At 46.1% G+C, this 13,337-nt stretch carries 9 protein-coding genes and 2 rRNA genes (1 of these 11 cut by a window edge); 2 read left to right on the plus strand and 9 right to left on the minus strand.

Translation table 11 applies throughout. The features are described from left to right. Together TOL_RS15640 and TOL_RS15645 are read right to left on the minus strand one after the other, a co-directional pair. Nucleotides 1-555, minus strand: a complete 555-nt coding sequence (locus tag TOL_RS15640; RefSeq protein ID WP_015488345.1) for a PilN domain-containing protein — start codon at nt 553-555, stop codon at nt 1-3. Further along, nucleotides 555-1,652 (minus strand): pilus assembly protein PilM, encoded by a 1,098-nt coding sequence (locus tag TOL_RS15645; protein WP_015488346.1) that lies wholly within the window; start codon nt 1,650-1,652, stop codon nt 555-557. The genes TOL_RS15640 and TOL_RS15645 overlap by 1 nt, the downstream gene beginning before the upstream one ends. A gap of 132 nt (nt 1,653-1,784) precedes the next feature. On the opposite strand from TOL_RS15645, the gene TOL_RS15650 reads away from it, so the two are divergent. Further along, entirely contained in the window at nt 1,785-4,379 is a 2,595-nt protein-coding gene (locus TOL_RS15650; RefSeq protein WP_015488347.1) for a penicillin-binding protein 1A, read from the plus strand. A 62-nt stretch (nt 4,380-4,441) separates the two neighbouring features. Here TOL_RS15650 and TOL_RS15655 read toward each other — a convergent pair whose 3' ends face one another. After that, entirely contained in the window at nt 4,442-5,845 is a 1,404-nt protein-coding gene (locus TOL_RS15655) for an FAD-binding oxidoreductase (RefSeq protein ID WP_015488348.1), read from the minus strand. A gap of 224 nt (nt 5,846-6,069) precedes the next feature. On the opposite strand from TOL_RS15655, the gene serA reads away from it, so the two are divergent. Then, nucleotides 6,070-7,299 (plus strand): phosphoglycerate dehydrogenase, encoded by a 1,230-nt coding sequence (gene serA / locus TOL_RS15660; RefSeq protein ID WP_015488349.1) that lies wholly within the window; start codon nt 6,070-6,072, stop codon nt 7,297-7,299. Between the two features lie 77 nt (nt 7,300-7,376). On the opposite strand, the gene TOL_RS15665 is transcribed toward serA, so the two are convergent. The 6 genes from TOL_RS15665 to TOL_RS15690 all read right to left on the minus strand — a co-directional run. Beyond that, a complete protein-coding gene (locus tag TOL_RS15665) occupies nt 7,377-8,645 on the minus strand; it encodes an HD-GYP domain-containing protein (RefSeq protein WP_051052429.1) in 1,269 nt (422 codons plus the stop codon). Nucleotides 8,646-8,725: 80 nt separating this feature from the next. Further along, a complete protein-coding gene (gene modF, locus TOL_RS15670; protein ID WP_051052430.1) occupies nt 8,726-10,153 on the minus strand; it encodes a molybdate ABC transporter ATP-binding protein ModF in 1,428 nt (475 codons plus the stop codon). Between the two features lie 4 nt (nt 10,154-10,157). Next, complete coding sequence (locus tag TOL_RS15675; protein ID WP_015488352.1) at nt 10,158-10,502, minus strand: histidine triad nucleotide-binding protein; 345 nt, start codon at nt 10,500-10,502, stop codon at nt 10,158-10,160. A gap of 64 nt (nt 10,503-10,566) precedes the next feature. Next, on the minus strand, nt 10,567-11,829 hold the full coding sequence (locus TOL_RS15680; protein WP_015488353.1) for a diguanylate cyclase: 1,263 nt from the start codon (nt 11,827-11,829) through the stop codon (nt 10,567-10,569). A 153-nt stretch (nt 11,830-11,982) separates the two neighbouring features. Continuing rightward, a 5S ribosomal RNA gene (gene rrf / locus TOL_RS15685) occupies nt 11,983-12,098 on the minus strand. 181 nt (nt 12,099-12,279) lie between these two features. Beyond that, a 23S ribosomal RNA gene (locus TOL_RS15690) occupies nt 12,280-13,337 on the minus strand; it runs 1,831 nt beyond the window's last position.

Raw genomic sequence — 13,337 nt, forward strand, 5'->3', positions numbered from 1 at the left:
TCAGTCTTGCTCCTCTGCTGACTTAGGCTCAACCCGGGTCATAACTATCTCAAATTCGTTAACGCCTTCACCTTTAGCTTGGACCTTCAATAACGACGGATTAGCAAACCATGGGGATTGATCAAAGTTGCGCATTAGCGACGAAACACGGTTGTTCGACTTAGCAATACCTTTGACGGTTACAACGGTCCCTTTAACAGACACAGCGGTAAAATAGAGATCATCAGGAACAGAGCGCGCTAGCTCATCAAAAATACGTACAATAATTGGTCGATTACCCTGCAGAGCCTGAATCAACTCCATACGTTCGATCAATTGTTTGCGGGTATCGCGTAGCGCCTTAATCTCATCGATTTTTGCGTCGAGTACTCGAATCTCTTTAGTTAGAAAGTCATTACGTAAACGCTGGCTAGAAATTTGATCAGAATAATAATTGCTAATCAAAAACCCAACACCGATAGCAGCAGCAACAACTAGCGCTAGAACCATGTAAAATTGTTTTTGACGCTCTTCGCGGCGCTCTTCACGCCAAGGAAGGAGGTTGATTTTAGTCATTAATCAAAACTCCTTAATGCCAATCCTGCCGCAATCATTAGAGAAGGTGCATCACTATTTAACAAATTCGCATTTACCTTTTGCGACAGCGTCATGCTAACGAAAGGATTTGCCACCACGGTAGGGATACCCAGAGTTTCTTGAACTCTATCTGCCAATCCAGCAATCGCTGACGTACCACCTGCTAAAACAATACAGTCGACATCATTAAATTGACTTGATGAATAGAAAAATTGCAATGAACGACTCACTTGCTGCACAACCGACTGGCGAAATGGATCTAAGACTTCAGATTCATAATCATCAGGAACACCGCCTTCTATTTTTGCACGCTGCGCTTCTTCATCCGACAAGCCGTAACGTCTTTTGATGTCTTCCGTCAATTGCTTCCCCCCGAACAACTGTTCGCGAGTGTAAATTGATTTCCCTTCATGAAGAACACTAAGCGTGGTCATGGTCGCGCCAATATCAAGAACTGCGACGGTCTCCACATCTTCACCAACAACCTGCGCCCCCAAGAGAGCAAAGGCACGCTCTGTGCAAAATGCTTCAACGTCGACGCGCTCTACCGAAATACCGGCATATTCGACTGCGTCTTTACGACGATCAACGGTTTCAGAGCGACAAGCAGCCAAAAGGACATCAACCATATCGGCTAATCCTTCTGATGGGCCTTGAATTTCCCAATCAAGCGCGACCTCTTCGAGAGGGTATGGAATATACTGATCCGCTTCTGCGCGAATCTGAAAATCCATCTCATCGTCTTTAAGAGTCGCACTCATATGAACGGTTTTAGTAATAACCGCTGAGCCAGCAACCGCAATGGCTGCTGCTTTTGCACTCGTGCGCGAACGAGCAATTGCTTTACGAATTGCTTCACCTACCGCTTCGTCATTGCTAATACTCTGCTCTACAACCGCATTGAGCGGGAGAGGCTCTGTCGCATAGGCTTCCACCTGATAGCGATCGCCTTGACGGCTGAGCTCGAGCACTTTGACTGACGTTGAGCTTATGTCCACGCCCAGAAGCGCCTTATTTTTCTTGTTAAACAGGCTAGCCAGCACGACAAAATCCCCATCAAATTCGCGAGCTTGCATGCACAAGCTCACTCAGATCCTATATAGTCGAAGTCATTATAAGCACAATCCTATTAAAAGAACAAAAAAGCCTTATAATGCCACAACCCGCATCATACCTAGCTTTCCGAAGGAATCGACGATCTTTTTCTTATGACTAAGACATCCCCGCTTGTGAAGTTTATTATTTGGCTTGTATTGTCCAGCGCTGCAGGCTGTGGAATGGTCATTATGGCCATCTACCTCTACCTCGTTCCCAACCTCCCTGACACCGAGGCTTTGCGTGATATCGAGCTACAAACCCCCCTGCGAGTTTATGCCTCAGATGGCCTACTCATCAGCGAATTCGGGGAAAAACGGCGTAATCCAATAAGCTATGCCGACACCCCGCCTCTCTTCATTCAAGCGTTACTTGCGTCAGAGGATGATGGCTTTTTCGAGCATTCAGGCATTGACTTAAAAGGTCTAACGCGTGCGGCTGTAGAATTAGTACGTACGGGCAAAAAGAAGTCCGGCGGCAGTACAATTACAATGCAAGTCGCTAAAAACTATTATTTATCGAGCGAAAAAACCTTCACTCGGAAGTTCACAGAGATCCTCCTAGCTCTCAAAATTGAGCAATCACTGAGCAAAGAGGAGATTTTAGAGCTCTATATTAATAAAATTTATCTCGGTAAACGCGCCTACGGCATCGAAGCGGCAGCTCAAGTCTATTACGGTCGTTCAATTAAAGATCTATCACTGGCCCAGTTGGCTATGATAGCCGGATTGCCTCAAGCGCCATCGGCAGCAAACCCGATCAACAGCCCCAAGCGAGCAGTCGATCGTCGCAACTACGTATTAGCGCGTATGCGTAACCTCGATAAAATTAGCGAAGAAGAATTCCAACAAGCATTACGTGAACCGGATGTTGCCCGCTACCATGGACCAACCACAGAAGTAGATGCGCCATATATTGCAGAAATGGTACGCCAAGAGATGGTCGATCGTTTTGGGGATCAGGCTTATACCGGCGGTTACAGTGTTTACACAACGGTCAATTCCAAGCGCCAAACTGCTGCCAGCAAAGCGCTGCAGCAAGGGCTTATCAACTATGATAGAGAACACGGATATCGTCGCTCAGAGCCAGAGTTTTCATTAGTCGAATTGACTCCAGAGAATGACAACCCTCTGTTACGAGAGTGGTTTGCCGCAGCCGATTCACGTTTCGATATCGACTGGCCGAGTACATTAGAAGAATGGGATAACTACATCCGCCAGCAAGGCGACTTCGGCTTGCTAACCCCCGCGATTGTTGCCGATGTTCGCAAAGATGGCGCTTGGACCTACAGCGATAATGGCTTTCTATGGTTGCCTTTCTCAGGGATGACTTGGGCTCGCCCCTATTTATCTGTCGACAGCGTTGGCCAAGATCCCAAAAACGCATTAGAAGTCGTTTCTATAGGCCAAAAAATCTGGCTACAAAAAACAGCTAATGGATTAGAGCTAGGCCAAATGCCTAAAGCTGAAGGGGCGATCGTCTCTCTAAATCCCAATGATGGTGGCATCGAAGCTTTAGTGGGCGGCTTTTCCTTCAGTGCTAATAAATTCAACCGTGTCATTCAAGCTGAGCGGCAGCCAGGATCGGCATTCAAACCTTTTATCTATAGCGCCGCTTTAGCCAATGGTTTCACTCCGGCGAGTATCATTAATGATGCGCCTGTTGTTTTCGAGGATGCCAGTTTAGAAAATACCTGGCGACCAGAAAACCATAACGGCAAGTTTTACGGCCCTACTCGATTACGAGAAGCGTTATATAAATCACAGAATTTGGTTTCTATTCGTATTCTTAAACAAATAGGAACCCGCACTGCGATTCGCTATGTAGAACCGTTTGGATTTGATGGAAAAAAGCTGAACAACGATTTATCGCTCGCCTTGGGTTCTTCGGCCGTAACACCGATGGAACTAGCAACAGGTTATTGTGTTTTAGCTAACGGCGGCTACGCGGTTAAGCCTTATTTGATTCAGCGTATAGAAGATGACCAAGGCACTCGGTTATTTACTGCTCGTCCAGCTGTGGTCTGCCGTGATTGTGATGATACTGACGACACGACAGAAGCCGAAATCATGCAACCGGCGGAAGCACCTTTAATAGCGACAGAGGAACCCGATACATTTGCTTTGGCACCGACAGCAATAGACGCATTTGAGCCAACTCCTGAACCAACAAAAGCAGAGCTAGATGATGCGCTCCCGATAATCCCTGCCGCACAAGTAATGGATCCGCGCATCCATTACTTAATGGTCAGCATGCTACAAGATGTTGTTCGTCGCGGCACAGGGAAGCGAGCATTAGCCTTAAACCGTCATGATTTAGCAGGAAAGACGGGCACAACCAATGATCAAAAAGACGCTTGGTTCTCTGGCTTCAGCCCTGATTTGGTAACGACGACATGGATTGGTTTCGATCAACCACAAACCCTAGGACGCTGGGCATTCGGTAGCAATACCGCCCTGCCGATATGGGTAGACTATATGAAGACCGCCCTAGAAGGAGTCGCGGAGCATCCATTCGAACAACCGCCGGGGATTGTCAGCGTACGCATTGACCCAGAAACAGGGGAGCTAGCCCGACCAGGTCAACGTAATGCTATTTTCGAATACTTCCGCCAGGAAGATGTGCCTACTGAGGTTTCACCGAGCGAGAAAAACAATGCGCCGGGCGATTATTCGACCAATGAAGTTATTCCAGAACAATTGTTCTAATCGCTTATAGGAAACAATAAAAAAGGAGCCGAATGGCTCCTTTTTTATTATCTGCTTTTCACTTATAGGTCGATTAACTTACCAGGATTCATCACATTCTTAGGATCAAATACCAGCTTCACTGCGCGCATATAATCCAACTCTTCTTTCGAGCGGGTATACTCCAGATATGGCTTTTTCGTTAAACCAACCCCATGCTCAGCAGAAACTGAACCGGCATATTTCTCAACGATTTCGAATACCCATGTAGATACCTTCGCGCAGCGTTGAAAGAACACTTCTTTCGCTAAATCATCCGGCTTAAGGATGTTCAAATGCAAATTGCCGTCGCCGATATGCCCGAACCAAATAATCTCAAAATCAGGATACTCGCGGGTTACCACTTCCTCAATTTCATGCAGGAAAGGTGGAACTTTCGATACAACAACGGAGATATCGTTTTTGTACGGCGTCCACTCTGAAATGGTTTCAGAGATGTCTTCACGCAAACGCCACAAGTTAGCTGCTTGAGTCTCACTCTGACTCATCACACCATCTAGCACCCAGCCTTGCTCTACACAGTACTCAAAGATCTCCATAGCGGTATTAATGTGATCTTCATTTTCCGCTTCAAATTCAAGCAGCGCATAATATTCAGCAGGAGTTTCAAATGGCGCAGGCACATCGCCACGCGCGACAACTTTGCGCATCGCTTTATCGGAGAAAAACTCAAAAGCAGTTAAATCCATCCGTCCTTGGAAGGTATTTAATACGCTCATAATCGCATCGAACTCTGGCACCCCAAGAACCAAAACAGTCAGGTTTTTAGGGGCACGAGTTAAGCGCATTGTCGCTTCTGTAATAAAACCTAGGGTGCCCTCTCCGCCAATAAACAACTGGCGCATATCGTAGCCAGTGTTGTTTTTAACCAAGTCTTTATTCAGGTTTAAAACATCACCCTTACCCGTCACAACCGTTAAACCGGCAACCCAATCACGAGTCATACCGTAACGGATAACTTTAATACCACCGGCATTGGTAGAAATGTTACCGCCAAGTTGGCTTGACCCCGCAGACGCAAAATCGACGGGATAAAATAAACCCTGCTCTTCAGCAAAAACTTGCAACTGTTCGGTAACGACACCAGCTCCACATTTAACAGTACGATCAATGGCATTGAATTCGCTGATTTGGTTCATGTAATCAAAAGAGATTACGACTTCACCGTTAGCCGCAACGGCGCCAGCGCTGAGGCCGGTACGACCACCCGAAGGAACCAGAGACAAGCTTTGCTCGTTCGCAAGAAGGACGATCTTTTGCACTTGCTCAGTCGTCTTAGGGAACACAATCGCAGAAGGCTTTGGTGGATAAATCTTGGTCCAATCCTTACCAAAGGTTTCTAACGAATCTGCATCTGTTCGCACCTTATCGGTGCCAACAATCGCTGATAACTGCTCAATTAGGGCTTCTTGTGTCAACGTGGTCATGGAGTTGTCCGGTTGGATGAATGTTCTTCACCTCAAAATGAGTAATCTTCGCGATGAAAGGCGACTTTGAGGCTCACTTTAACTGCCGGTTATGCTAGCATACGCGCCATAATTTTCGGAGCGGTTTTAACTGCTCGCGGATGGTTTCAGTGAATGATCACACTTCAAGTGTAATCCCAGCTGACTATTCGAAACGGGTTTTACTACTGTATATAGGTACCACAATGGCACAAACATCCCTCGACAAAAGCAAGATCAAGTTCCTCTTGTTAGAAGGCGTGCATCAATCTGCAATCGATACTCTTAATGCGGCTGGATACACCAATATCGAGTACCTGAAGACAGCTCTCGGTGAAGACGATCTTAAAGAAGCGATCAAAGATGCGCATTTCGTTGGCATTCGCTCACGCACGCAGCTAACCGAAGAAATCTTTCAAGCCGCTGAAAAGCTAATTGCTGTTGGTTGCTTCTGCATTGGTACCAACCAAGTTGACCTAAAAGCAGCAACTAAGCGCGGCGTAGCAGTATTCAACGCTCCTTATTCTAATACGCGCTCTGTTGCAGAATTATCTATTGCAGAAATCATCATGCTGATGCGCGGTGTCCCTGCTAAAAATGCTGAGTGTCATCGTGGCGGCTGGAGCAAGTCTGCGGAGAATTCTTTCGAAATTCGTGGCAAAAAGCTTGGCATCATCGGTTATGGGAGCATAGGTACTCAGCTATCTGTTATGGCTGAAAGCATGGGCATGGAAGTCTTCTTCTATGATGTTGTCACCAAACTTTCCATTGGTAACGCCAAACAAGTAGGCTCGCTAAACGAATTGTTAAACATGTGTGATGTAATCTCATTACATGTACCAGAAACAGCGGCTACCAAGTGGATGATGGGCGTAGAACAATTTGCTCAAATGAAGCAAGGCAGTATTCTGCTAAATGCTTCACGCGGAACTGTAGTTGATATTGATGCACTAGCCGATGCTCTGCGTAGCAAGAAGCTTATCGGTGCTGCTATTGATGTGTTCCCAGTTGAGCCACGCTCAAACAACGAAGAGTTTATTACCCCTCTGCGTGAGTTTGATAACGTGATTCTGACGCCACACGTTGGCGGTTCAACACTGGAAGCTCAAGAGAACATCGGTAAAGAAGTGGGCGAGAAGCTATCTCAATATAGCGACAACGGCACTACGACATCATCTGTTAACTTCCCTGAAGTTGCTCTGCCGTCAAATCCGAATGTTCATCGCATTTTGCATACGCACAAAAACGTGCCTGGTGTTATGAATGCGATCAACCAAATTTTTGCAGAAAACGGCATCAATATTTCTGGCCAATATCTGCAAACAGTTGAGGAAGTAGGTTACGTCGTCATAGATGTTGCTGCTGACGCATCTGAATTGGCTTTAGAAAAAATCAAACAAGTTGAAGGCACAATTCGTGCTCGAGTTTTGTATTGATTTATCCCTGCTAGTAAATTGAAAAAGCCGAGTATATTTACTCGGCTTTTTTGTTTTACATGCCGTAAATCGAGCACTCATTCCATTTCATCAAAGCCTTGAATTCTTAGTCCCTTCTTCGTGTACTCTCCGACATCTACTCCGAAATGACCGCTCCGATAGACACCTTTAGTTTTATAGGGCTGACCGGCTCCGTCAGTAGGATTCATTGCTAAGTTGATAATAGCTTCAGGTTGGGGGTTTTTATCTCTATCAAGCACCATCATCACGCGCGGCTTCAACTGGTAACCTTTATCGGCGGATAGAATAATCCCCACCTCTCCATTGCTCATTTCCAATAGGTAACCCGGTGGATACATACCAATCATGCCAATAAACTGACGAGCGACTTCTTTATCGAACTGCGTACCAATATTTCGGTTTATAATCTGCAAGGCCTCCATCGATGACATGCCGACCTTGTAACAGCGATCACTAGTCATCGCATCATAGGCATCTGCAATAGTAACAATACGGGTAAATAAAGAGATCTTACTGGAGTCGATACCGCGAGGATAACCCTTACCATCCAGACGTTCATGATGGCTATACGCGACATCGACCGCACCAGGGTAGATATCGGAGCGACCCATTAGCAATTGTTTGGCATAGACGGTGTGACGTGCCATTTCGGCGAACTCTTCAGGATCCAGTCGATCCGGTTTGTTCAGAATCTCAGGTGGGACTTTCATTTTGCCAATGTCGTGCATTAGCCCACTAATACCGATATTTTCCAATTCGTAGGCCGCTAATCCCATTCTTTGCCCCAACGCAATCGAGAGCAGACATACGTTAACCGAGTGCTCAGCCGTATATTCATCTTGATGTTTTAAGCGTGTTAACCAAAGTATGGCGTTAGGGTTCGCTACAACTCGATCAACACAGTCTTTTACAGCGACTTTAGCATCGGCCATATTGAGGGCTTGACCAAGCTGGGCACTCGCTAGCAAGTGCTTAACTTGTTTTTTGGTGGATTGATAAGTTCTATTGGCGGCCGTTAATTGTGTGGCCATTTGATTTTTATCGACATATCGTTTTTGAGTATGCCTTACACCTGTAGGCTTATTAACATCCGCCTCTACCCACTCTTCCTCAACAACATCAACATAAACCCATTTACAAATATCTTGGACGGCAATAATGTCATCAGCATTTTCTAATAAAAACCCTTGGAATAAAAAAGGAGAATCAATCCAAGGGCGATCAAGCTCAACGACATACATACCGACAGACAACTCAGAAACATCCAAACGCTGCCGGCTATGTCGCTTGTTAACATTAAATCGTCGGCCATCCCGCATAGTCATATTCGATACCGCCAATGCCGTTACCTTCTTCTTATCTTATTTAGTCTAGTGCTCGTGACGATTGTCGCCACATTTTTGCGTTAAATGTCACCTCGTATCCGTAATGTTTTGTTGCCATCAAATTCCAATCTACGAACAAACGCCTCAGGAATTTCCTTGGGCTGATGTGTCACATATAACAAGGTTATCATTCTCTGCACAGCAAGACGCTGTAAAAAAGCAAGAACAAGATGGCGACTTGGGTCATCTAGCCCCTGGCAAGGCTCGTCCAGAATCAAAAGAGCAGGCTGCTTAATAAGTGCCCGAGCAATTAAAACTAAGCGTTGTTCGCCATAAGACAGATGTTGCAAACTCTGATTAGCTAGGTGGCGTAAACCTATAACGTCTAACCACTGCAGAGCTAGCTGCTTGTCAACATCTCCCGTTGCCCTATACAACCCAATACTGTCATAAAGCCCCGAGATAACCGTGCTCAGAACATTAGTGCTCGCGCGATAGTCCCATTGCAACGAAGCAGAAACTAAACCGATATACTGCTTAATATCCCAGATAGTTTCCCCCGACCCACGCCTCATTCCGAATACCATCAACTGGTTTCGGTAACACTGAGGATTATCGCCGGTAATCAGCTGCAGTAAACTTGTCTTACCACTACCGTTTGGACCTTCAATCGCCCAATGCTCTCCTGGTTTAATACACCAGTTCAAACCTTCAAAAAGTACACGCTCGCCATAAACAATAGAAACGTCCGTCATTTCAACTAACGCTTGGTGATTAGGAAGCACTTTGCGGCCTTTAGGTGGCGGCGGAAAGTCGGGCAATGCTTGATCAAAATGCAGCAAGCCGATGACTTCTGGCGATGCAATAACGTCCTCTTTTGTTCCTTGCACTAACAATTTGGCATCGTGCATAAATGCAATATGGGTAATCCAGTCAGGAATTTCATCGAGGCGGTTAGCCACCCAGATTATAGCTTGGCCATTGTGTTTAAGTTGAGCCAAGCCCTCACTCACAACCCGGCGACTGACTTGGTCTAAACCCTCTAGAGGTTCATCCAATATCAATAAATCCGGTTTTGCCTGCAAGGCTCGAATCAACATCACTTTCCTCGTTTCACCCGTAGAAAGTGATCGAAACCCTTGATCCAGAAGATGCTCCATACGCAGCAATGAAATCCAATGCCTAACCTCTGAGATTGGTTCGAGAAAAGCCCGCACTGGTGTCCCGAGATCTATCCTATCCAGCAAATCGGATTCATCTTCACGACGCTCTTGCTCTATTTGCTTGGCCTGCGCCTCTAAGGAAACATACATTACATTTGAGGGTAAACCTTTACTGGAGCCATGGCTGAGTACCAAATCCCCATCAAACAAGCAGGACAGTGCTGACTTGCCGCTACCATTGGTACCGAGAATAGCCCACGTCTGCATCTTCTCAATACTCCAGTGATCCACGGTCAATATTCGTCCATCATGGAGACGAGCTAAAATGCCATCAAAAGAAATCATAATCTCAACCTGGAGGCCAACTTAAGGAACGACCTCCAATGATATGAAGATGAAGATGAAATACCGACTGTCCAGCCTCAGCGCCGTTATTCACAACAAGCCGATATTTATCACCAAAACCTTCTTGCTCCGCTATCTGACTAGCAACGAGCATCATATGACCTAACAATGCTTGGTCTTCAGCTTGAGCGTCACATAATCGAGGAATGGGCTTACGAGGAATCAATAAAATATGCATTGGTGCCGCAGGATACATATCCCGAAATCCCAAACATTGATCATCTTCATAGACAATATTAGCGGGTAACTCACCCCGACTGATTTTTCCAAAAATGGTATCTTCAGACATAAGCTTTTCCTCCTATTAGGCAGCACACAATAGGAAAAAAAGCGAAGTGTTACAATCCGATAGATTAGGAGAGCATAATGCTGTCAGAAACCAACATGTTCCGTCCGCTATCTTTTGCTGCATAGAGATGCTGATCCGCTCGCTGGAGAAGTGAATCCAAACTATCATCACTCGCAACGCTCATCCCGATGCTGATGGTTAGCCTAAGATACTCGCCGTCGCCAAATTCAAATTCCAGCTCTTCGACCATAATCCTGAATTCTTCAAGCAAACTACGAGCTTGTGAGGGCTGCAAGCCAGTTAACAAGATACTAAATTCCTCTCCCCCTGTCCGTGCGGTAATAAAACGCCCGAAGCAATCATCCAAATAATAAGCAAATTGCTTCAAAACTTGATCACCTACTAAGTGACCAAATCCGTCATTTACTCGTTTAAATAGATCAATATCGATCATAGCGAGACAGATTGGAATTTCCTCTGTCTGGCAACGACGCAAATGAGCGTCCCCTTCTTCGGCAAAATAGCGCCTATTATTCAAACCGGTAAGATAATCTTTAGTTGCTTGTAATTTAAGCGACAACATACGCTCCAGCGACTCGATATTATTCGTTACGCGACAGAAGAACTCCTCATGTTCAAAGGGCTTAGGTAAGAAATCATTCGCACCATTTTTAATAAACTGCACGGAAACATGGCTATCGCCCTGACTAGACAATCCGATAACGGCAATAGGCGTTTTCTCATACCGTTGACGAATTTGCTGAACCAACTCAAAACCATTGAGGTTAGGCATATGATAATCCGTTAGCACCATATGAATATCAGGTTCTTTATCGAGAATCTGTAACGCTACGAGACCATCCTCAGCCTCAAAAACTTGATAGCGATGAAGTTTGAGTAAGTAGGTCACAAACTGGCGTATTTGCCGAGAGTCGTCGACTACTAAAATCTTAACGTTAGAATTTTTTTCCAGACGACTCAGCATCTGTACGGCATATTGGTAGGAGTATCGACTTTCCTTTAAAACGTAATCAGCGGCACCTTTTTTCAGCAGTGACTGACGACGTTCACCGTCATCGGTACCGGTTAACACGATTAGAGGGAAATGATCCTCTAGAAGAAAATCGACAAGCTCACCGTTAGGAGCATCAGGTAATGCAATATCAATGATACCCGCAATTAACTCATGCTTATGATCGGCGTATAACGCCTTAGCTTCCGCCATGCTGGCAGCGAACAACACCTCTCGGTCCAGCTCCTGTTTAGCTATATGCCGCAGAATCTTCTGTATGACCTGACTGTCTTCAACAATAAGAAACTTACTCATGAACACCACCTTACTTTGTCTTACCAAAGTTTAGACACTGTTTAAGTAAACTAAGGGGAAACTAGGTAATAAAGTAAAATGCTTTTACTAGGCTTCGAATCGCAGCCAAGAAAAAACCCCCAACCGTTACCGGAAGGGGGTTTTAGAATAAGAGCTTGACGATGACCTACTCTCGCATGGGGAGGCCCCACACTACCATCGGCGATACTGCGTTTCACTTCTGAGTTCGGAATGGATTCAGGTGGTTCCACAGCTCTATTGTCGTCAAGCAAACTGGTATTTTTAAGACTGTCTCACCTCCGGCGTGATCGCTCTGGAGTGCAGACTTAAAAAAATTAGGTCGGATACATGAGCTCTTCAATGAAGAGTATCGAGATTCTCGTTTTAGCGCAGACTTAAGGCTGCTTGTCTTAATTCGTCAACAACCACTCTTCCGAGTTTGGGTGTTATATGGTCAAGCCTCACGGGCAATTAGTATCAGTTAGCTCAACGCCTCACAACGCTTACACACCTGACCTATCAACCTTGTAGTCTTCAAGGGCCCTACAGGACTCTCAAGGAGTCAGTGAGATCTCATCTTGAAGGGGGCTTCCCGCTTAGATGCTTTCAGCGGTTATCCTGTCCGAACGTAGCTACCCGGCAATGCCACGGGCGTGACAACCGGAACACCAGAGGTTCGTCCACTCCGGTCCTCTCGTACTAGGAGCAGCTCTTCTCAAATCTCAAACGCCCACGGCAGATAGGGACCGAACTGTCTCACGACGTTCTAAACCCAGCTCGCGTACCACTTTAAATGGCGAACAGCCATACCCTTGGGACCGGCTTCAGCCCCAGGATGTGATGAGCCGACATCGAGGTGCCAAACACCGCCGTCGATGTGAACTCTTGGGCGGTATCAGCCTGTTATCCCCGGAGTACCTTTTATCCGTTGAGCGATGGCCCTTCCATACAGAACCACCGGATCACTATGACCTACTTTCGTACCTGCTCGACGTGTCTGTCTCGCAGTTAAGCCGGCTTATGCCATTGCACTAACCTCTTGATGTCCGACCAAGATTAGCCGACCTTCGTGCTCCTCCGTTACTCTTTGGGAGGAGACCGCCCCAGTCAAACTACCCACCACACAGTGTCCTCGATCCAGATAATGGACCAGAGTTAGAACCCCAAATTGACCAGGCTGGTATTTCAAGATTGGCTCCACAAGGACTGGCGTCCTCGCTTCAAAGCCTCCCAGCTATCCTACACAAGACAATTCAAAGTTCACTGTGAAGCTATAGTAAAGGTTCACGGGGTCTTTCCGTCTAGCCGCGGGTATACGGCATCTTAACCGCAATTTCAATTTCACTGAGTCTCGGGTGGAGACAGTGTGGCCATCGTTACGCCATTCGTGCAGGTCGGAACTTACCCGACAAGGAATTTCGCTACCTTAGGACCGTTATAGTTACGGCCGCCGTTTACCGGGGCTTCGATCAAGAGCTTCTCCGAAGATAACCCCATCAATTAACCTT

The sequence above is a fragment of the Thalassolituus oleivorans MIL-1 genome, from assembly GCF_000355675.1.
Taxonomy (GTDB): domain Bacteria; phylum Pseudomonadota; class Gammaproteobacteria; order Pseudomonadales; family Oceanobacteraceae; genus Thalassolituus; species Thalassolituus oleivorans.